We start from the raw sequence: 18774 nt of genomic DNA, 5'->3' as shown, positions 1-18774 counted from the left end.
TCGCCTCCATGCTGATTCTGTTTTGCCGTGTCCTGTTCAGCGTTGCTGGCCTGCTGCTTTTCTTCCTCTTCGATCAATTAAGCGCGAACGAATGCCTGAAATTGAGCGTCTTGCTGGCGGCTTTCCTGCTGGGCGTGGGCGGCGTGCTGCACGCCTGGCGCTGCAACGCCAGCGCCGGCGCGGTCACCGTGCTGCTGCGCGTCGTCGTGCCCGTGTTTTATCTCGACGCCGCCATCAAAGGGTTTTTACGTGGCTATTTTGGCATGCGGCCGAATCCAAATGCAGTTTTACAGGCCATGTTTGCGACAGATCAAGCCGAAACGGGAGAATTTTTCCTGCACAACAGCATTGCCCTGGCGCAATCGGCGGTCTGGTTTGTGCTCGTGACGGTGGCGCTGCTGCTGGCCGACCGCCAGTTGCTGCGCTGGCAGGCGGCGCGCGGCAGTGCGGTGCCGGGCCTGCTGCAAAAAGGCTTTGCCGCCACCATGGCCGTCTTTCTCGTGCTGCTGCACGTCAATACCACCATGCGGCGCGAAAATCCGGCCCTGTTCTGGCCGCTACGCTACCAGCAGTACAAGGCGCAGCTGGAAGCGATGAAATCCATGCAGCATGCGCTGACGGCGGCCATGGCCGCGCCGCGCGACTGGCATGTGCGCTATGCGGGTGAGGATGCCCGCACCGTCATCCTGGTGATCGGCGAGAGCACCAACCGCGCCTCGATGTCGCTGTATGGTTACGCGCGCGCCACCACGCCCCGGCTCGACGCCATGCGTTCCAGGCTGCTGGTGTTCAATGATGTGATTTCGCCCGCGTCCAGCACGGTGGAATCGATGATGACCATGCTTACGCCAGCCGATATCGGCAACCCCGATGCGTGGATGGCCAAGCCCAACCTGCTGATGCTGGCCGAGGCGGCCGGCTACAAGACGTTCTGGGTCTCGAACCAGACGCGCAACGATGGCTGGATCGGACTGTTGGCGGGCGAGGCGGATGAAAGCGATTTCATCAACTACGGTACGGGACGTGGCGAAAACAATTTCGACGGCAAGCTGTTCCAGCCGTTCGCCCGTGCGCTGGCCGATAGCGCGCCGAAAAAGCTGATCGTGGTGCACTTGCTGGGTGCCCATCCCAGCTATGACATGCGCTATCCCAGCCGCTTTGCGCATTTCGACCAGGCGCAGGACGCCGTCAGCGCGCAAATGGCCAGCCAGGGCAGGTCAAGCTGGGTACGCAGCCGGCGCGATGAGTACGATAACGCCATCCGCTATGGCGATTATGTGCTGGGCAACTTGATCGGCATGGCCGACCAAGGCAAGGCCGGGCGCGCCGTCTCGCTGCTGTTTGTCTCCGACCATGGTCAGGAAGTCGGCTACAGCCGCAATCACGCGGGCCATTCCGCGTCGGACAAGAGCGGCTATGAAATTCCCATGTTGATCTGGAACAAGCAGCAAGCGCCGCAATCGACGGCCGCGCGCGCCGCGCTGGAAAACCGGCCGTATCAGACGGACAAGCTCGATGCGACCGTGCTGGGCCTGCTGAAGATCGAGACGCGTTATTACGCGGCGCATGACGATATCCTCAGCGGTGCCTTTCAGCCCGTGCAGCGCTTCATGAATGGCTTGCAATACCAGCGCGGCGCGCCCGTGTTGGTTCGCGCACCTGGCGCCAGCTGACATGCAAGAGGCCCGGCGCCGCCGCGGAAAGCGGCGGGGCCGGGCCTCTGCTGTGTTGCGGATGACTTGCCGATTACTTCTCGGCGAACGCGCGCTCGACAACGAAGTCGCCGGGCGTCGAGGTATTGCCTTCCTTAAAGCCACGCGCTTCCAGCATCTCTTTCAGGTCGCGCAGCATGTCCGAGCTGCCGCAGATCATGACGCGGTCTTCGGCAGGATTGAGTGGTGGCAAGCCCAGGTCTTCGGCCAGCTTGCCGTTCTCGATCAGTGCCGTGATGCGGCCCATGTTGCGGAAGTCTTCGCGCGTGACGGTCGGGTAATAGCGCAGCTTGTCGCTGACCATTTCGCCCAGGAATTCATGCTTCGGCAGGTGCTCTTCCAGCAGCTCGCGGTAGGCCAGTTCATCGACCTGGCGCACGCCATGCACAAGGATCAACTGGTCGAAGCGCTCGTAGATGTCCGGATCGCGCACGATGCTGAGGAACGGCGCCAGGCCCGTGCCTGTCGACAGCATGTACAGGCGCTTGCCTGGCAGCAGGTAGTCGGACACCAGGGTGCCCGTCGGCTTGCGGCCGACAATGACGGTATCGCCCACCTGCAAGTGCTGCAAACGCGACGTCAGGGGGCCGCCCGGCACCTTGATGCTGAAAAATTCCAGGTGCTCTTCGTAGTTGGCGCTGGCGATACTGTAGGCGCGCAGCAAGGGCTTGCCATCGACGCGCAGGCCGATCATGGTGAAATGGCCATTCGAGAAACGCAGCGACGGGTCGCGCGTGGTGGTAAAGGAGAACAGGGTATCCGTCCAGTGGTGCACGCTTAATACGCGCTCTTCATTCATCGAACTCATAGTGTTTGTTGGCTGGTCAAAAAAATGGTTAGTTGCTGGCAACTGCTGGCAAAAGTGAAACCCTGTGTAGGCCCAGACACTATTGTACCGGCCTCCACACGAAATTGTTACCGTCTATCGCCGCCAATGCTGCCGCATACGGTGCCAACATTATAGTGCGGATGGCAAGTTCGGGCTGGGATTTGCCCGGAAACGGGCTGTGGGCATGCGCTCTCTTGACCTGGCTCACTTTTTCAAGGTGCCGCTCCAGGGCTGCCGCCAGCACACGCAGGCGCGGCCGTGGCGGTGCCGCGGAAGCGCCGGCGCAGGGCGGTATTGGCCGGTTCGGACACATAGCGGGCGACGAGGGCGGCCGCCAGCGCCGTCACGGCCAGGAAAAGCGCCAGCCACGGCAAGCGCTCCGCGTAGCCCAGGCTAGCCTTATCGACCACATTGCGCATGGCGGCCAGCACGATGATATGGAACAAGTACAGCTCATAGCTGTGCCGTCCCAGCCATTGCAGCAGACCGGGGCGGCCCTGGCTGGCCGCCTGGCCCGCCGTGGCGCCCATGATGAAGGCGGCGCTGGCCAGCGCGATCGCGCTGAAGCCGAAGACTTCATGGCCGCCGATACCGCGTACATACAGGGCCGCCAGGGCCAGGCCCGCTACCCAGCGCAAGCGTTGCCCGGCACGCGCGCCGGGCTGCCAATGTTGTGTCAGCAGGGCCGTCAGGCAGCCGATGGCGATGGCGTCGAAACAGGCGGCATAGCCATACATGAAGTAGATTTCGTTGTCCGCGTGCAGGCTGCGATAGACGGGGCCGGCCACGATGACAGCGCCGCACAGCAGCATGATCGCCTGGCGCTGGCGCAGGAAGCGGCACGACAGCGGCAGCAGCAGATAAAACATTTCCTCGACCGATAGCGACCAGTACACGTTCAGGCAGTAATTGAAATAGCCGGCGCTTTGCATCAGCACGTTGTGCCAGAAGGTCAGTACGGAAGCGATGGCGATGAAGAAATAGCTGGCTGGCAAGTCCTTGCCGCCATCCGAATTGGCAAAGAAGGGCACGTCCAGCACGCCCAGCAGCACGATGAGGGACAGGGCCAGCAGCAGAGACGGTAGCAGGCGGGCGATGCGGTATGCATAAAACGCCGCCAGGTCGATGCGCGCCAGGTCGCCCCAGCGGCGTAGCGAGGTCGAGGTGATCAGGTAGCCGGAAATTACGAAGAACATGGTCACGCCGTAATTGCCCTGGTAGGCGGCGCCCAGCAGCCAGCCCGGCAAGGCCGAGAGCGGGCTGTTCTTCAAGCCATAGGCCAGCGCGAAGTGCAGCACCAGCACGCACAGGATGGCCGCGCCGCGCAGGGCGTCGATATGATGGTTGCGGGCTTGCAATGGCGTCCTTGTTTGGTTTGCTTGCATGAGGGGCGATTATGTGAGATATGTCGCTCGCAGGTCAACGATTTTGCAATTGCCGGGAAGGCGCGCCGAATGGAGCAGGGGGCGGGGGCGCCTTGCGTGTATGATATTGCCGAACAGAATTGTTGGGCATCTGTCATCTTGCGGGCGCGGTTTTTCGTGCCTGCCAGCCCATGAATCTGCGTGCACGATTCCGACCGCCAGATGCCTGCCCCACAGCGAAAGGTAATAAAGATGTATAAAACAGTGCGCGACATGTTCCTGCATTTCAAGGAAGCCGTCCCATTCCGCCTCGTCCCCGCCTTAATTTGCACTGCCTTGCTGGTGAGCATGTTATTGCTGCCGGCGCCGGACAGCTTGACGCCCAAGGCCTGGGGCCTGCTGGCGATTTTCCTCACCACCATCCTGGCGATCATTTTAAAAGTCATGCCCATCGGCGTGATGGCCATGATGGCCATTGTCATCGTTTCCTTGTCGCAAGTGACGTCGACCTCGTCCAAGGGCGCCATCACGGATGCGCTCAGCAGTTTTTCGAATCCATTGATCTGGCTGATCGTCGTGGCGATCCTGATTTCGCGCGGCCTGAAAAAGACGGGGCTGGGCAGCCGCATCGGCCTGCTGTTCATTTCCCTGCTGGGCAAGCGCACCATGGGCATCGGCTACGGCCTGGCGATTTGCGAACTGGTGCTGGCGCCATTTACGCCGAGTAACACGGCACGCGGTGGCGGCATCGTCCACCCCGTCATGAAATCGATCGCCAACGCCTTCGATTCGGACCCTGCCAAGGGCACGGAAAAGAAAGTCGGCACCTATCTGGCTCTCGTCAACTACCACGCCAACCCCATCACCTCGGCCATGTTCCTGACGGCCACGGCGCCCAATCCGCTGGTGGTCGATTTCGTGGCCAAGGCCAGCGGCCAGAGTTTCCACCTGACGTGGACCACCTGGGCCCTGTGCATGCTGCTGCCGGGCCTGGTGTGCCTGCTGGTGATGCCATTGATCATCTACTGGCTGTCGCCGCCGGAATTGAAAGCCACGCCGGACGCCGTCACCTACGCCAAGGCGGAGCTGAAAAGCATGGGCCCGCTGTCGCCGTCGGAAAAAGTCATGCTGGGCACCTTCGCCCTGCTGCTGTTGCTGTGGGCGAACGTGCCCGCCATGCTGTTCGGTCCCGCGTTTTCGCTCGATGCGACGGTGGTGGCCTTTGTCGGCTTGTTCGTGCTGATCATTACCGGCACCATCGACTGGGACGACGTGTTGTCCGAAAAGAGCGCCTGGGATACCCTCGTTTGGTTCGGCGCGCTGGTGATGATGGCCGAGCAGTTGAACAAGACGGGCGTGATTGCCTGGTTCTCGGCCGGCATGAAGGCCGCCATTGTCGCCAGCGGCATGGACTGGCTGCCGATAGCCGCCGTCCTGGTGCTGGTGTTTGTCTTTTCGCATTACTTCTTTGCCAGCACGACGGCCCACATCAGCGCCATGCTGCTGGCCTTCCTGACGGTGGGCCTGCACCTGATTCCCGCCGAGTACCACGTACCCTTCATGCTGATGATGACGGCCGGCTCGGCCATCATGATGACCCTGACGCACTATGCCACGGGCACGTCGCCCATCATCTTTGGCAGCGGCTTCGTGACGATGGGCAACTGGTGGCGCGTCGGCTTCATCATGTGCGTGGTGGAACTGGTGATCTTTGCCGTTGTCGGCACGACCTGGTGGAAATTGCTCGGTTACTGGTAAGACTGCACACTATCGCTGGCGCGCCAGTGTCGATAGTCACTACCTGCGCGGATCGCACCACATCCGTCGCCGGACGTCTCAGCCATGCATGCGCGGCAACCACATGCCCATGCTGGCGACGGCGATGCCCACGCCCATTGCCACTGTCAGGAGCGACAGTAGCGTCGCCATCGTCCAGCGGGCCGGCGCGCTGCCGCCGTCGCGGCTGCGCAAATAGCCCTCCAGCACGGCCAGCGGCAGCAGATACTGCGCGTAGGCAAGAAAACTCAGGAAAGGTCCCGTGAAGCTGCCTGGGTCGAAACCGGCCGGGCCGCCGTTGACGGCCAGCCAGAACATCAGGCCGACACGGAAGAACCACACGCCGCTGACCGCCAGGAACAGGCGCATGGCCCAGCGCCGGTGCGCGGCAATATCGCGCTGCAAGGCGCGGCGCAGCGTCAGGCCCGCGAACAGCAGCACCAGCACGGCATTGAGGCTGATGCCGATGTGCTGCACCACGTCGCCGACGGCGCCGCGCCACCACAACATGTATATGCCTGACAGCGCGGCCAGCACGGCGCCGGCCAGGTACGCGCGCCCGTTCCAGCGGTGCACGCGGGGAGCGATGCGGCGCAGCTGCGGCACCAGTTGCAGAGCGCCGCCCAGCATGATGACGGCCGCCAGCAGCAGGTGGATGCCGGTGGCCAGGTTGCCCACGCCATCGCCGGGCACGTGGCCGTGCGACATGACCGCATTCCAGCCCTGGAAGTTGCCGTGTATGCCATGCCCGCCGTACAGGACCACGATGTAGGCGGCAAACACCAGCTGGCCGAGGACGGTGGCCGCGAACCAGAAGGTTGCGGCGGCCGACAGCGCCGTGGCGGCCCCGTTGCGTGATGACGCCAGACGCGATGCGGGGACATGGCTGGCGGCGGAAGGTGCGGATGGCATGGCGTGTCTCCTGACAGTGTTGTGCAGCCATCAAGATAGGCGGGCATCCTCCGGTCGGGCGCGAACCGGCGCCGCCGGTGCGACGAACGACGGTTTTCAGGGCTTGAACGGCGGGCGTATCGCGGGTATGGTGATGCCATGACATCTGCGCCCGCCACCACCCGCCGCTACGCCGCGCTTCTGCCCAGCGCGCGGCAGGCGCTCGTCGTGACGGTCTTCACCTTGCTGCTGTCGTGGCTGCTGCACCTGCTCAGCGGGACTTCTTACCTGGGCGTGTTCGGGCGTATCGGTTTTATCGGTGCCGCCTTGCTGCTGGCGTATTCGGCGGCCGGCGCCCTGCGTCCGCGCTGGCTGCCCCTGGCGGCGGCAAGAGTGGGCGCCGTGGTGCTGATGGCGCCCGTGGCCGCGTTTGTGACGGCACTGGCCACGCAGCGCAGCCAGTTCTTTACCTACCTTGCGCAAACGCAAACCCTCGTCGGTCACTTCCTGATGGTGTTCCTGGCCATCGTCTTCGGCGTATCGTTTTCCCTGCTGGCCATGCGCAGCGAACGGCGCGAGCGCGAACGGGCCGACCGCCTGCAGGCCGAGCTGGTAAACAGTTCGTTGGAGCGCGAATTGCTGGACGCGCGCCTGCGCCTGCTGCAGGCGCAGATCGAGCCGCATTTCCTGTTCAACACCCTGGCCAATGTCGAAGCGCTGGTGGCGACCGGCTCGCCGCATGCGGGGCCCGTGCTGCGCCAGCTGATCGCCTATCTGCGCGCCGCCATGCCGCGATTGAACGACAGGGCCGCCACCCTGGAACAGGAACTGCAGCTGGTGCGCGCCTACCTTGAACTGATGCAGGTGCGCATGCCGGACCGCTTGCAATTTGCCGTCGTCGGCTGCGTGCAGGCGGCCACCTTGCGCTTTCCGCCGATGGCGCTGCTGACGCTGGTGGAAAACGCCGTACGCCATGGCATCGATCCCGGCGTGGCAGGCGGGCGCATCGACGTGGGCACGGAAGTGGAGCCTGCCAGCGGCAAGGTGCGCGTCTGGGTCAGCGACACGGGCGTGGGCATGGCGGAGACGACGCAGCCGGGCACTGGCCTGAACAATGTGCGCAGCCGCCTGCTGGCCGTGTATGGCCCCGGCGCCCGCCTCGAGCTGCATGCCGTCGCGCCGCAGGGCGTGCGCGCCGAGCTGCATTTCATCCTTCCTGGTGACACGCATTGAACATGACGACCGCCCTGATCGCCGACGACGAACCGCTGCTGCGCGAGCGCCTGCGCAGCCATCTGGCCAGCTTGTGGCCCCAGTTGCGCGTCATCGACGATGCGCGCAATGGCGCCGAAGCGGTGGAACTGTTTGAGCTGCATCAACCCGAGATTGTCTTTCTCGATATCCGCATGCCGGGCATGGATGGCATCGCCACGGCGCGCGCGCTGGCCCGCCGCGCGCACTTGGTGTTTGTCACCGCGTATGATCAGTACGCATTGCAGGCGTTCGAGCAGGGCGCCATCGATTACCTGGTGAAACCCGTCGACCCGCTCCGCCTGGCCGATACGGTGCAGCGATTGCAAGAGCGGCTCGCCAGTCCGTTGGCGGCCGACAACGGGCTGGACGCCGTGCTCGACCAGCTGGCCAGCAGGCTGAGCCAGCGCGCCGCGCCGCCTGCCTGGTTGCAATGGATCAAGGCGTCTGTCGGCAGCAGCGTGCGCCTGATTCCCGTCGAGCAAGTGCGCTATCTGCGTGCCGAAGAGAAATATACGCTGGTGGCATGGGAAGAGGGCGAGGCCCTGATACGCACCAGCATCAAGGAGCTGGGCGAACAGCTGGACCCGGGCCGCTTCGTGCAGACGCACCGTTCCGTCATCGTCAACCTCGCGTATGTCGGTGCCGTTACACGGGGCGTGAATGAAACGGCGCAGCTGCGGCTGCGGGGCAGCAGCGTAACCTTGCCCGTCAGCCGCAGCTATCTGCACCATTTCCGGCAGATGTGATTGCATTGACGGGCAACTGCACCACCACCTTGCCGCGCGCGCGGCCCTGCGCCAGGTAGGCCAGCGCCTGTTTTGCCTCAAGAAAAGGAAATACCCGGTCGATCACAGGGCGGATGCTTCCCGCTTCCAGCAGGGCGGCAAGCTGCGCCAGCTGGCCGCCGTCGGGGCGCACGAAGTGGAAGGCATAATCGGCGCCGCGCCGCTTCGCCAGGCCGATGATCTTGCGGCTGAGCAAACCAAACACCAGCTTCAGCACCAGGTTCATGCCGCGCGCGCGGGCGAAGGCGGCGTCCGGTGGACCGATCAGCGAGACGACATGGCTGCCAGGCTTGACGATGCGCAAGGCCTTTTCCAGCCCGTCGCCGCGCAGCGTGCCCAGCACGGCGTCGTAATCGCGCAGCACCTCCTCGAATGGCTGTTTCTTGTAGTCGATGACTTCATCGGCGCCCAGGCCGCGCACCAGTTCCACATTCGCCGTGCTGGTGGTGGTGCCGACGCGGGCGCCCAGGTGCCTGGCCAGCTGGATGGCAAAGGTGCCGATGCCGCCCGAACCGGCCGGGATGAACACTTTCTGTCCCGGCTGGAGCTGCATGCGCTCATGCATGGCTTGCCATGCCGTCAGGCCAACCATGGGAATCGAGGCCGCCTGCACGAAATCGAGGTTGGCGGGCTTGAGGGCGGCCGCAGGCTCGGGCACGACGGCAAATTCGGCCAGGCTGCCATATGGCGTGTCGAAAATACTCGCATACACGGCGTCGCCCACTTTGAAGCGCGTGACGGCGCTGCCCACGGCCACGACGACGCCGGCCAGGTCGCTGCCCAGGGTCGCCGGCAGGCGCAGTTTCAATATGGGCTTGAAGTCGCCCCTCGGGATCAGATAATCGATGGGGTTCAGTCCCGCGGCGCGCACCTGCACCAGCAGTTCGCCGGGGCCGGGCGCCGGGCGGGGCAGTTCGGCAAACGCGACATGATCGAGGCCGCCATATTGTTTGAGTTGCAATGCTTGCATGATGTTCTCGCTGAACGGTGAAAAAGGCGCTGGCACTCAAGCCAGGCGCAGACCCCTGCGCAAGTCTGCGTCCAGCAGCGCGGCGGGCATGAAACGGCGCATCAAGCGCAAACGCGCGGCCAGCGGGCCGGCCGTGTAGCGCAACTTCGGCTGGCGTGCCGGTACCGCCGCCAGGACGGTGCCGGCCACCACGCCAGCGTCATCGGCGCCGGCCATGAGTGCCTGCAGCCGGCGCATGACGGCCGCGCGCACCTGCTGGTAGGCGGCGAGCGACGCATCGGGTGGCAGCAGATTGGCTTCGAACGTGGTTTTCGTGCAGGCCGGACGAGGCGCCGGGGACCAGGGCAATCTTGTGCTTTTTCATGGCAGTTCTTGCAGTAGTTGACAGCTTGGTAGATAAAATATGACGATCATCATACTATGGTTGAAAAAAAAAGCCCGGAGCGGACCAACGCCACGGGCAGCACAGTTAATTTGCGGCTTGAAACTGCGTCAGGGTGGCCGCGCACAGCGCATCCGACAGGGCAGGTTCGTCGACGGCGCGCGCCAGGATGGTGGTGCCGATCATGGCGCACACCATGGCCATGGCTTGTGCGTGCGCTTCAGGCTGGCCCCAGTTCGGCAACTGGCGCGCGAACAGGTCGATCATTTCCTTGATGTGGATGGTGGCGGCGCGCCGTACCTCGGGCGCCTGGCGCGGCATTTCCGAACCCAGCGCCGACACGGGGCAGCCCACCTCGATGGCGGCAATGTGTTCGGGCGACAGATACGCAGCCATCATGGCCTGCGGCGCCTGGCCGGGTGGGGCGGCAGCCGCCACCCTGGCCGCCAGCGCCACCGCCTCGGCACCCGCGCGGTCGCCCGCTTCGGCCAGCAGGGCGTCGCGCGAAGCGAAGTGCGCATAAAAGCCGCCGTGCGTCAGGCCCGCTTCCTTCATGATGTCGGCCACGCCCGTGCCCGCATAACCGCTGCGGCGGATGGCGCGCGTGGCCACCTCGACGATGCGTTCATGGGTGGCTTCCTTGCGGCTTTGGGCCGAGGGTTTGTTGGATGAATTTTTCATGACGGTCATCATATCGTAATTTTCAGCATCGTGCACACGATGCTTCGGCACACGATTGACCTGCACCACAGTACAGGTGAATAATGTGATGGCCCGATTTTCAGCTGCATCGCGCTACCCATGGTCTGGTTTCATGACTGGCTGGGTAGCTGGAATAAGGAACGACAAGGAGCGGCAATGACATCTTTTACAGCGGAAACGCCAGAACAGCTGTTTTCCTACGGCACCTTACAGCAGGCCGATGTGCAGCTGGCCACCTTCGGGCGCCTGCTGGACAGCCGGCCCGACCAATTGCCCGGCTACCGCCTGGCGCTGCTGGCCATCGATGATGCGCAGGTGGTGGCGACCAGCGGCAAGACGCACCACCCGATCGCCTCGCGCAGCGGCGCGCCGACGGATTGCGTGCCGGGCGCCGTGCTGGCCATCTCGGCGGACGAATTGCGGCAGGCAGACGGCTACGAGGTGGCCGCCTACCGGCGCGAGCGCGTCACCCTGGCGTCAGGCATGCAGGCCTGGGCGTATGTGGATGCGCGCAATGCGGCGCCGTGACCACTGCTTCCGGCGCCGCTTTAATTTGAAAAAGAACGGCTAGTTTTTCAGACTGCAGAAGGAAGTATAGTGGTCCTGCGTATAGTAGCGTTCCACCAACTTGCGTTTGCCCGCCGGAGTCTGTACAAGCAGTACCGCACGATGCGAACCCGCCCCGCCGTCGCCGCCGATACCCAAATAGTATTCATAATAAACCTCGTCCTTGCCGGCGGGGGGGAGGCGCTTTTCATTATTATTGAATACGATATTGCCCGGACCACCCGCCACCGCGCTCGTCTTTGCGTTGCGGTAGGCGTCATATTCGCTATTTTGCGGGGTAGGCAGGGTTTTGCTCGGTTCCCTTTTGCCGCAGTCAGGGATCTTCGCCGCATAGGCATGGGAAGATAACAGGGCGCCTGCCACAATAAGACCCAGCGACCATGTTGTTGCGCGTTGAGTTTTCATCGATCAGCTTTCGTTGGTGTTGCGTTCAATGGATAGGCTTCTTTTGATACGGCCGGTGTTCGGGCGACCGGTGTAATCTCTGCAATACTGAATATAGTTAAATTTTTGAAAATATAACTATCCAATTGTCACTTGCCGATAAATAGTTTTATGTCCTCTTCAGAGAAATAGGAGGGGTGCTGACAAAATGGTGAACAGATGGATGGTGTAATGCTGCGGAAAATCAATGCAGGAAAAGGCATTCAGGGCAGTCACATAGTCAAACACATTAACGTGACAGTGTTAGGGTTTTTTTGATTGGCAATTAGTTATGCTATGAATCAGTTATTGGAAACAAGCGAGCCAGTTTATGCATATCGCTTTCCCGATATTCTGTTGTCGAGCGTATCAAACCCTGAATGATGAATGTATTCATCGTCAATCATTAACTTCTGATAGGAATCTGCATGAGCCATGACCACCTCGGTTGCGCCTGCTGCAACCTGCCTCACCTGCCTACACTGACAAGCGGCCTGTTGAAAGAAACCGCACTCAGCGGTGAACTGGACGCGGCGTTCCAGCAGACATACTCCCGCACTCCGGAAAACTGACGCCGCAAGCCATCATCTTCCATAACGGTGTCATTCATATCATGGCCGCCGACGGCAGCGAGCAGGTGGCGGCACTGGGCATGGCCGGCGGCAGCATCATTGTCACCGGCACGCTGCAGAACGTGCGCCAGGCCATGCAACTGCGCCAGCCGCTGGACGGCCGCACCTTGCTGCCTGGCTTCATCGAAGCCCATATGCACGTCCTGCCCAGTGCGTTGTACAAGAGCTGGCTGTCACTCACGCCCTTCCAGCCGGCACCCCGGCAACAGGAGTTGAATCTGGAATATAGTTTCCAGAGCATCAGCCAGCTGATTCTTGCCGCGCTGGCAGAGCCGAAGAAGTTGCCGAAAGACAAAAAAGCAATCCTTGGGTACTGGGCTTCGGCGTCGATCCCTCGCTGATGCAGCCTTGGGAAGACATCACCGCCAGCCAGCTGGACCCGCTGAGCAGCACGGTGCCTATCCTGCTGATGAACTCTTCCGGCCACCTTGCCTATCTCAATACCGCTGCGCCGAAGGCGGCTGGTATCCGGGATCCGTCCGGTGTGCTGACCGAAATTAACATCGCCAAGGCGCTGCAGGTCGCGCCGCAGCCCAAGCTGCTGGAATTTGTCGCGCGCCTGAAGCAGGTGCTGGACAACGCCTCCGCCATGGGATTTACCAGCGTATTCGACGCCGGTCTGGGGGCCACCGAGCAGCTACAGGTGGAGATTGGTTTGCTCAAACTGGCGGCCCACTTCGGTCCCGTGCGTATCGGCGCCGCCCTGTTCACCAAACCCGAAGAACAGGCATTGGACAACTGGCTGCAGCACTACAAGCCGGATCTGGATAGCCACGGCGACCAGCGTTTCAGCATCAAGGCGATCAAGCTGATCGCGGATGGCTCCAACCAGGGCCTGACTGGCTACCAGCTTGAGCAATTACGAGCCGCCTCTTTTCACCCGCATGCTGGACAAGGCGGTGGCACACGGCTGGCCAGTGCTGGTCCACGCCAATGGCGACAAGGCGGTGGAGTATGTGCTGGAAAGCTACGCGCAGGTACTGACGCCACAGCCAGGCGGCCTCAGCGAAGAGGAGGCGGTATTTCGCACCATGGAAGGTGCGTCAGGCAAAGAGGTGTTGAATCAGGAAGAGCGCCTCAGCCGGATGGCGGCATTGCGTGCCGTTACGCTCGATGCCGCCTGGCACTGCCACCTCGATCATCTGGTCGGCTCGCTTGAAGCCGGCAAGCGGGCCGACCTGGTGATTCTTGCGCAAGACCCGCTGGACGAGACCGTGCGCAAGATACGCGACATCGTGGTGGAGGAAACCTGGCTGGCTGGAGTGAGAGTACATAGCAAGAGCGCGTAACTGAACCCGCCATCCCCAATGGCTGCCTGCGGCCATTGGGGAAGACGCCCGTGCCGGCGCGTTTCAATGGGCGCGTTTCAAGCTCAGGCCGGCTTGCGCTTGCCTGCGGAAACGCGGTTCCAGCCATAGCCGGCGACGATGATGGCCAGGATGGCCGCCTGCGCCAGCAGGGTTTCCGCCGTGGGCAGGATGCCCAGCAGGTCGATGCGCATGAAATCGACGGGGGTGACGCCGACCCAGCCCGCTTCCTGCAGCGCGGCCACGCCTTTGCCCATCAATATCACGGCCAGCACGGCCACGAAGGCGGACGTCAGCGAGAAGAACTTGCCGATCGGCATGCGCGCGCTGGTGCGCAGCAAGGCCCAGGCGATCACCACCAGCAGTACGATGGCTACCAGGAAGCCGCCCAGCAGGGCGCCGCCATTGCCGTCCGCCGCCAGGGCGGAATAGAACAGCACGGTTTCAAAGACTTCGCGGTAGACGGCGATGAAGGCGAGGGCGAACAGGCCCCAGGCGGAGCGGCGGCTCATCGCCGCCGTGAGTTTCTCGTGCAGGTATTCCTGCCAGCGTCCGGCGCTGCTCTTCTGGTGCATCCACAAGCCCACGCTGAGCAGGACCAGGGCCGCAAACACGGAACCAAGACCCTCGCTCACTTCCCGGCTGGCGCCGCTGATGGTCACCAGATACGTTGCCGCCACCCAAGTCAGGCCACCTGCCACCAGGGCGCTGGCCCAGCCCGCATGCACGTAGGGCAGCACATCGTTGCGCTTGGCCTTGCGCAGGAAGGCGATGATGCCGATCACGATCAGCAGCGCTTCCACGCCTTCGCGCAGCAAGATCGTCAGGGCGCCGATAAAGGTCGTCATCGGCTCGGCCTTGGCGTCGCCCAGTTCCGCTTCCACATGGCTAAACAGTTGTTGCAGCTTTTCGCCCGCCGCCTCGGCTTCAGCTACCGTGCCCTTGGCAACGGCGGAACGGTAGGCCAGCATGGCGTTTTCCACGGCCAGCAGCAGCGATTTGTTGCGCGCGCCGACCATCGGCTCGATCGGCTCGAAACCGTCCAGGTAGGCCGACAGGCCCAGGCGCGTGGCGCCCGCCCGGTCACCCGCGTGCACGGCGGCCAAGCTTTCCGCCAGGCGCAAACGCGACAGGGCCAGGCCCGCCGGCTTGTGCGCCTCGGCCTTGTCCGGATGGCTGCGCAAGTACGCCGTCAAGGCTTGCGCCTCGTCCGCGCCCAGCTTGGCTGCCGCCGCTTCCTGCGTCAGGGTCGTCACGGCAGCCAGGTCCGCGTACAGTTTTTTACTGCGCGGATCGTCTTGCCACAGCTTTTCACCGTGCGTGCGCGCCGCCGCGTCGTGCGACATGCCGCCGACAAAAAAGGCCAGGTCCCAGCGTTCGTTTTCGGACAGCTGGCCAAAACTGGCCATCGAGGTGCCGGCCACGCCTTGCGAGATGACCTGGTACAGCGCCATCACGCTGCGCGACTGTGCCCGATCGCCATCCGTGAAGGCGATCGGTTTCGGTTCCAGGCTGGCCGCCAGCGGACCGTCGCCGCCACCGGCCGCGCCGTGGCAAGAAGCGCACTGGGCCGCATACAGGGCCGCACCGCGCGCCAGCTTGGGTAATACTTTGGGCGCCACGGGAATCGGATACGCGGCAATCAGCAAGCCGTTCGCGTGGTGCGCCAGGCGCTTGACTTCCACGCCGTCCGCCTTGGCGACGACGGCCGCGCGCAGGTCGGCGATGGCGGCGGCGATGGCCGCCTTCGAAGCGTGGGCGGGCAGGGCGGCGATCTGCGTCGTCGCGTTGTCGGTAAAATCGAGCATTTCCGCGTATTCCGCCTCGCTGACGACCTTGCCGTGCTCGACGGCGCCGCTGTAATCGACGGCAACGTAATCAATCAATTGCCACAGCTGCTTGGCGCCAGCGCCCTGGTCGGCCACTTGCGCTTGCGCGCCGCCGGCCAGCAACAGGCTGGCAGCCACGAGCGGGTAGCATACGAGCCATTTCTTCATTTTAATGAACATGATTCTCATTCTCATTTCTTGTTAACCCGGCGACTATAGGACAGACGGTGCAGGGTGTCAACGGCGCACGGACGCAAACAGCGTTGCCCTGGCCAATATTCTTGACCGGGGCAGCGTGCCTGGAGAATGGAATGAAGGGGGAGGACGGCTACTGCTTCGATGCCGGTTTCGCGTACAGGCCCCTGGCCAGGCTGCTGTCCGCATCGTCCACTTGCAGGCCGCCCTTGACGACACGCAAGGCCAGCTTCTGGAACGCCTGACCCCGCAGCCATTGGCTGTCGGTGACGGCGAATGCGGCGATGCGTTCCTGCGCGCGCACAGGCGGCACGGCCAGCCATTGATAGTCGGCCTGCGCGCCCTGGCGGCGCAAGCCGTCGCGTACCCAGCGCTCCGACGCCGGCATGCGGACGATGGCGTCGCCGTTCGCCGCGCTGACGGCCGTGGCCGTCTTGCCGCTCTGCGCCTCGAACTTCACTTCCACGCCGGCCATCGGTCCCAGCCGGGGAAAGCCGACGATGGCTACCCACAGGCCCGCTTCGGCAGCTTTCTGGATGCGCATTTCCGCTTCCTCGAACATGCGAAATTACGGCTGCTTGCTGCCGTTGCCCTCCACCAGGGTCAGCGTGTCCCCGGCAACACTCCATGCGCCGCTGGCTTGCTCGTCGGTATTGCCGTAACTGAGCATCCATTCGAAGGTGCCGTCCTTTTTCAGCAGCAGTTCGGAGCCCGTTTCCATGACGCCTTGCAGGTAATAGTGTCCGGGCAGGGAAGGCGCGGACTGGTCGGCCGCGCTGGCAGCAAGCGGCCAGGCGAGGGCGGCGCAGGCCAGCAGGCAAGAGAGGGAGAGTAAACGGGAGGAAAAGCGGGAGGTTTTCATCGCTGTGTCCTTTATGATATGCCATCATAGCAACGGCAATTGCTTGCCGTCGCACAGATACACCGCCTGGCCTGAGTACTGATCAGTTACTGCTGAAATCGAGCACGACGCGCGAGGCAACCTTGCCTTGCTCCAGGCGGCTGAAGATGTCATTGATGGCCGACAGCGGCTGCAATTCCACGCCGGCCTTGACCTTGCCATTGGCGGCAAAGGCAAGCGCCTCGGCCATGTCCTGGCGCGTGCCCACAAAAGAGCCGCGTATCGTCACGCAATTGGCGACGACGTCGAACAGTGGCGTCGGGAAGTCGCCCGGCGGCAAGCCCACCAGCACGCAGGTGCCGCGCTTGCGCGTCATCGCCACGCCTTGCTGGAAGGCATCGATCGACGGCGCCGTGATCAGCACGCCGTGCGCACCGCCACCGGTCGCTTCGCGCAAGGCCGCAACGGGATCGCCCTGGCGGGCATTGATGGTCACTTCGGCACCCAGGGCGCGTGCGTGTTCCAGCTTTCCTTCATCGATGTCGACGGCCGCCACGCGCAAGCCCATGGCCAGCGCATATTCGACGGCCAGGTGGCCCAGTCCGCCGATGCCGGAGACGGCCAGCCACTGGCCCGGCCGCGCCCCGGTTTCCTTGATGCCCTTGTAACTGGTCACGCCGGCGCAGATGATGGGCGCCGCCTGCACGGCGGACAGCCCGGCCGGAATATGCGCGACGTAGCGCGGGTCGGCCAGGATGTATTCGGCGAAACCGCCATTCTTGGTGTAGCCGCCGAACTGCGCCTCGGCGCACACGGTTTCCCAGGCTGCCAGGCAATGTTCGCAATGGCCGCAAGCCGAGTAGAGCCAGGGCACGCCGACCCTGTCGCCCAGCTGCACCTCGGTCACGCCCGTGCCCATGGCCACCACCAGTCCGATACCCTCGTGGCCGGGAATGAACGGCGGCGACGGCTTGACGGGCCAGTCACCGCGCGCCGCATGCAAGTCAGTGTGACATACGCCGCAAGCCTCCGTCTTGACCAGGATCTGGCCAGGGCCGGGAACTGGCACGGGAACCTCGCGCAGCACCAGGGGCTGCCCCAGTTGCTCGACAACTGCGGCTTTCATTGTAGTGGGTGTCATGTCATTCCTTATGAAGTGGGTCATGCGTAGTGCAGGGCGCCGACGCGGGCGCTGGGCTGAGGGCAAGGCATGCGCCAGCCAGGCGCTGTGCCATAGTCTGGTCAACTGAGACTTGCGAATGACGACATTCTGCTGCCTGCGATTCGAAAATTGATTGATCTACATCAATGTATTAACGCACTTTAGCTATATCGCCGAACTTCAGTGCCACCATTCCCTTCCATGATGCACGCTGCTGCATCAGCTGGCCTTTTGTCTGATATCCGATGGCATCCGTGATCTGCGTGCGATCAAGATTGTCGCCTGAGCAAACAGTAACAAGAAGATAGCGCACGTCACAATTGCTCACTTCCCGTGGGTATTGGCGGGTTGTTATTTAAGTAACTTACTCACTATACTCCGATGGAAGTGCGCCGGGTCATGTACACGACCAACGCTATCGAAAGCCTGAACATGCAGGTGCGCAAGGTCATCAAGAATCGCGGCCACTTGCCCAACGACGAAGCGGCAACAAAGCTGATCTGGTTAGCCTTGCGCAACATCGCGAAAAATTGGAAAATGCCAGCCATCACTTGGCGTGCAGCAAAAAATCAATTCGGCATTTTGTTCGCCGAGCGCTTCACGGCGCACCTGTGACGCGGCATTGAAATTAGCTAAATGACTTCGGACACACAAAAAACCTGACATTCCCGAAAACCATACTGAAGGAATCAACGTGCCACCGATACGTTTTGTCGTCTTTATTGCAGCCTCATTGCTCGTACTCATCGGCATCCTGCGCTGGACTTTACGCGCCAGGCCGGTGATGCCGGCAGCCAGCCTCACTGGCGGCATTGCTTTCGTCATCGTCGTTGGCGGCATGTGCTTTGCCAAATTCGCTGCGACCGCCGGCCTTCCATGGCCGCTCTACTATGGCGTCCCGGCAGTCGTGACCCTTGCGCTTCCTCCGCTGGCGTTGCGCATGCAAGGCAGTGAGTTCGCCTGGTATGTGTTGTTAGCCTTTGCCTCATCGCCGGCAATCCATGCTGTCTTCTCATTCTTCGCAGGCTGGCACGAGTACATGCCATTTTGGCATATACCCTCCGTCTGGGACATGGGCAGCTAAGCCGCCGGTCGGGCGGATTTTATTCAGCGTGCTGCAGGCGTTTGCGCCGGCTGTACGGTACTGCAGGCT

General features: G+C 62.8%; 21 protein-coding genes and 2 pseudogenes. 11 read left to right on the top strand and 12 right to left on the bottom strand.

The features are described 5' to 3' along the window. The first annotated feature begins 8 nt into the window (after positions 1-8). Positions 9-1673: a phosphoethanolamine transferase gene (locus ACQ4WP_RS16040; protein WP_436522281.1), complete on the top strand. Its 1665-nt coding sequence runs from the start codon at positions 9-11 to the stop codon at positions 1671-1673. Positions 1674-1746: 73 nt separating this feature from the next. Here the strand turns inward: ACQ4WP_RS16040 and ACQ4WP_RS16035 are convergent, their stop codons facing one another. Together ACQ4WP_RS16035 and ACQ4WP_RS16030 are read right to left on the bottom strand one after the other, a co-directional pair. After that, positions 1747-2520, bottom strand: a complete 774-nt coding sequence (locus ACQ4WP_RS16035; RefSeq protein WP_436522279.1) for a ferredoxin--NADP reductase — start codon at positions 2518-2520, stop codon at positions 1747-1749. Between the two features lie 233 nt (positions 2521-2753). Continuing rightward, positions 2754-3899, bottom strand: coding sequence for an acyltransferase family protein (locus ACQ4WP_RS16030; RefSeq protein ID WP_436522277.1), 1146 nt, complete (start codon positions 3897-3899; stop codon positions 2754-2756). Between the two features lie 258 nt (positions 3900-4157). Between ACQ4WP_RS16030 and ACQ4WP_RS16025 the strand changes: the two genes are divergently transcribed. After that, on the top strand, positions 4158-5663 hold the full coding sequence (locus tag ACQ4WP_RS16025; protein ID WP_436522275.1) for an anion permease: 1506 nt from the start codon (positions 4158-4160) through the stop codon (positions 5661-5663). Positions 5664-5741: 78 nt separating this feature from the next. Here ACQ4WP_RS16025 and ACQ4WP_RS16020 read toward each other — a convergent pair whose 3' ends face one another. Further along, positions 5742-6593 (bottom strand): DUF2306 domain-containing protein, encoded by an 852-nt coding sequence (locus ACQ4WP_RS16020; protein ID WP_436522273.1) that lies wholly within the window; start codon positions 6591-6593, stop codon positions 5742-5744. A 138-nt stretch (positions 6594-6731) separates the two neighbouring features. On the opposite strand from ACQ4WP_RS16020, the gene ACQ4WP_RS16015 reads away from it, so the two are divergent. Beyond that, positions 6732-7805 (top strand): sensor histidine kinase, encoded by a 1074-nt coding sequence (locus ACQ4WP_RS16015; protein WP_436522271.1) that lies wholly within the window; start codon positions 6732-6734, stop codon positions 7803-7805. A 2-nt stretch (positions 7806-7807) separates the two neighbouring features. Continuing rightward, positions 7808-8572 carry a LytR/AlgR family response regulator transcription factor gene (locus ACQ4WP_RS16010; protein WP_436522269.1) on the top strand — a complete coding sequence of 255 codons (765 nt, stop codon included), beginning with the start codon at positions 7808-7810 and terminating at the stop codon, positions 8570-8572. Here ACQ4WP_RS16010 and ACQ4WP_RS16005 read toward each other — a convergent pair. The 3 genes from ACQ4WP_RS16005 to ACQ4WP_RS15995 form a co-directional block, all read right to left on the bottom strand. Then, on the bottom strand, positions 8535-9581 hold the full coding sequence (locus tag ACQ4WP_RS16005) for an NADP-dependent oxidoreductase (protein WP_436522267.1): 1047 nt from the start codon (positions 9579-9581) through the stop codon (positions 8535-8537). The two genes, ACQ4WP_RS16010 and ACQ4WP_RS16005, sit on opposite strands and share 38 nt — an antisense overlap. 36 nt (positions 9582-9617) lie before the next feature. Then, entirely contained in the window at positions 9618-9929 is a 312-nt protein-coding gene (locus tag ACQ4WP_RS16000; protein WP_436522265.1) for a Rossmann-fold NAD(P)-binding domain-containing protein, read from the bottom strand. Positions 9930-10050: 121 nt separating this feature from the next. Next, entirely contained in the window at positions 10051-10656 is a 606-nt protein-coding gene (locus ACQ4WP_RS15995; RefSeq protein ID WP_436522263.1) for a TetR/AcrR family transcriptional regulator, read from the bottom strand. 165 nt (positions 10657-10821) lie between these two features. Here ACQ4WP_RS15995 and ACQ4WP_RS15990 point away from each other — a divergent pair, with 165 nt between their 5' ends. Beyond that, the gene (locus ACQ4WP_RS15990) at positions 10822-11193 is read left to right on the top strand and encodes a gamma-glutamylcyclotransferase family protein (protein ID WP_436522261.1); all 372 of its coding nucleotides are present in this window, start codon (positions 10822-10824) and stop codon (positions 11191-11193) included. A 39-nt stretch (positions 11194-11232) separates the two neighbouring features. Here the strand turns inward: ACQ4WP_RS15990 and ACQ4WP_RS15985 are convergent, their stop codons facing one another. Further along, positions 11233-11637 (bottom strand): ribonuclease domain-containing protein, encoded by a 405-nt coding sequence (locus ACQ4WP_RS15985; RefSeq protein WP_436522259.1) that lies wholly within the window; start codon positions 11635-11637, stop codon positions 11233-11235. A gap of 446 nt (positions 11638-12083) precedes the next feature. On the opposite strand from ACQ4WP_RS15985, the gene ACQ4WP_RS15980 reads away from it, so the two are divergent. From ACQ4WP_RS15980 to ACQ4WP_RS15965, 4 genes and pseudogenes are all read left to right on the top strand, one after another. Continuing rightward, positions 12084-12227: a hypothetical protein gene (locus ACQ4WP_RS15980; protein ID WP_436522257.1), complete on the top strand. Its 144-nt coding sequence runs from the start codon at positions 12084-12086 to the stop codon at positions 12225-12227. Between the two features lie 41 nt (positions 12228-12268). Then, positions 12269-12628, top strand: coding sequence for a hypothetical protein (locus ACQ4WP_RS15975; RefSeq protein WP_436522255.1), 360 nt, complete (start codon positions 12269-12271; stop codon positions 12626-12628). Next, positions 12601-13098, top strand: a pseudogene (locus tag ACQ4WP_RS15970) (amidohydrolase); the annotation flags it as partial. The gene ACQ4WP_RS15975 and the pseudogene ACQ4WP_RS15970, both read left to right, overlap by 28 nt. A 40-nt stretch (positions 13099-13138) precedes the next feature. Then, entirely contained in the window at positions 13139-13576 is a 438-nt protein-coding gene (locus ACQ4WP_RS15965; protein WP_436522253.1) for an amidohydrolase family protein, read from the top strand. Positions 13577-13659: 83 nt separating this feature from the next. Here the strand turns inward: ACQ4WP_RS15965 and ACQ4WP_RS15960 are convergent, their stop codons facing one another. From ACQ4WP_RS15960 to ACQ4WP_RS15940, 5 genes are all read right to left on the bottom strand, one after another. Next, a complete protein-coding gene (locus ACQ4WP_RS15960) occupies positions 13660-15603 on the bottom strand; it encodes an FTR1 family protein (RefSeq protein WP_436522251.1) in 1944 nt (647 codons plus the stop codon). A gap of 148 nt (positions 15604-15751) precedes the next feature. Then, positions 15752-16162, bottom strand: coding sequence for a hypothetical protein (locus ACQ4WP_RS15955; RefSeq protein WP_436522249.1), 411 nt, complete (start codon positions 16160-16162; stop codon positions 15752-15754). 24 nt (positions 16163-16186) lie between these two features. Beyond that, on the bottom strand, positions 16187-16480 hold the full coding sequence (locus tag ACQ4WP_RS15950; RefSeq protein WP_436522247.1) for a hypothetical protein: 294 nt from the start codon (positions 16478-16480) through the stop codon (positions 16187-16189). Between the two features lie 82 nt (positions 16481-16562). Further along, positions 16563-17600, bottom strand: a complete 1038-nt coding sequence (locus ACQ4WP_RS15945) for a zinc-dependent alcohol dehydrogenase (RefSeq protein ID WP_436522245.1) — start codon at positions 17598-17600, stop codon at positions 16563-16565. 172 nt (positions 17601-17772) lie between these two features. Further along, positions 17773-17934, bottom strand: coding sequence for a hypothetical protein (locus tag ACQ4WP_RS15940; RefSeq protein ID WP_436522243.1), 162 nt, complete (start codon positions 17932-17934; stop codon positions 17773-17775). A 65-nt stretch (positions 17935-17999) separates the two neighbouring features. Here ACQ4WP_RS15940 and ACQ4WP_RS15935 point away from each other — a divergent pair. Both ACQ4WP_RS15935 and ACQ4WP_RS15930 read left to right on the top strand, forming a co-directional pair. After that, positions 18000-18236 (top strand): annotated as a pseudogene (locus ACQ4WP_RS15935) (transposase); the annotation flags it as partial. A 79-nt stretch (positions 18237-18315) separates the two neighbouring features. Further along, on the top strand, positions 18316-18705 hold the full coding sequence (locus tag ACQ4WP_RS15930) for a hypothetical protein (RefSeq protein WP_436522241.1): 390 nt from the start codon (positions 18316-18318) through the stop codon (positions 18703-18705). Positions 18706-18774: the final 69 nt, after the last annotated feature.

Source organism: Janthinobacterium lyxosi (genome assembly GCF_051380665.1).
Lineage (GTDB): Bacteria > Pseudomonadota > Gammaproteobacteria > Burkholderiales > Burkholderiaceae_D > Janthinobacterium.
The sequence above is the reverse complement of the archived record's forward strand: the minus strand, read 5'-3'. Positions and strand labels throughout refer to the sequence as shown.

Excerpts from the sequence above, each read along its gene's own strand:
- ACQ4WP_RS16040 (WP_436522281.1), top strand. The coding sequence starts at position 9 with ATGCTGATTCTGTTTTGCCGTGTCCTGTTCAGCGTTGCTGGCCTGCTG.
- ACQ4WP_RS16035 (WP_436522279.1), bottom strand. The coding sequence starts at position 2,520 with ATGAGTTCGATGAATGAAGAGCGCGTATTAAGCGTGCACCACTGGACG.
- ACQ4WP_RS16025 (WP_436522275.1), top strand. The coding sequence starts at position 4,158 with ATGTATAAAACAGTGCGCGACATGTTCCTGCATTTCAAGGAAGCCGTC.
- ACQ4WP_RS16020 (WP_436522273.1), bottom strand. The coding sequence starts at position 6,593 with ATGCCATCCGCACCTTCCGCCGCCAGCCATGTCCCCGCATCGCGTCTG.
- ACQ4WP_RS16015 (WP_436522271.1), top strand. The coding sequence starts at position 6,732 with ATGACATCTGCGCCCGCCACCACCCGCCGCTACGCCGCGCTTCTGCCC.
- ACQ4WP_RS16010 (WP_436522269.1), top strand. The coding sequence starts at position 7,808 with ATGACGACCGCCCTGATCGCCGACGACGAACCGCTGCTGCGCGAGCGC.
- ACQ4WP_RS16005 (WP_436522267.1), bottom strand. The coding sequence starts at position 9,581 with ATGCAAGCATTGCAACTCAAACAATATGGCGGCCTCGATCATGTCGCG.
- ACQ4WP_RS15995 (WP_436522263.1), bottom strand. The coding sequence starts at position 10,656 with ATGATGACCGTCATGAAAAATTCATCCAACAAACCCTCGGCCCAAAGC.
- ACQ4WP_RS15990 (WP_436522261.1), top strand. The coding sequence starts at position 10,822 with ATGACATCTTTTACAGCGGAAACGCCAGAACAGCTGTTTTCCTACGGC.
- ACQ4WP_RS15985 (WP_436522259.1), bottom strand. The coding sequence starts at position 11,637 with ATGAAAACTCAACGCGCAACAACATGGTCGCTGGGTCTTATTGTGGCA.
- ACQ4WP_RS15980 (WP_436522257.1), top strand. The coding sequence starts at position 12,084 with ATGAGCCATGACCACCTCGGTTGCGCCTGCTGCAACCTGCCTCACCTG.
- ACQ4WP_RS15975 (WP_436522255.1), top strand. The coding sequence starts at position 12,269 with ATGGCCGCCGACGGCAGCGAGCAGGTGGCGGCACTGGGCATGGCCGGC.
- ACQ4WP_RS15960 (WP_436522251.1), bottom strand. The coding sequence starts at position 15,603 with ATGTTCATTAAAATGAAGAAATGGCTCGTATGCTACCCGCTCGTGGCT.
- ACQ4WP_RS15955 (WP_436522249.1), bottom strand. The coding sequence starts at position 16,162 with ATGCGCATCCAGAAAGCTGCCGAAGCGGGCCTGTGGGTAGCCATCGTC.
- ACQ4WP_RS15950 (WP_436522247.1), bottom strand. The coding sequence starts at position 16,480 with ATGAAAACCTCCCGCTTTTCCTCCCGTTTACTCTCCCTCTCTTGCCTG.
- ACQ4WP_RS15945 (WP_436522245.1), bottom strand. The coding sequence starts at position 17,600 with ATGACACCCACTACAATGAAAGCCGCAGTTGTCGAGCAACTGGGGCAG.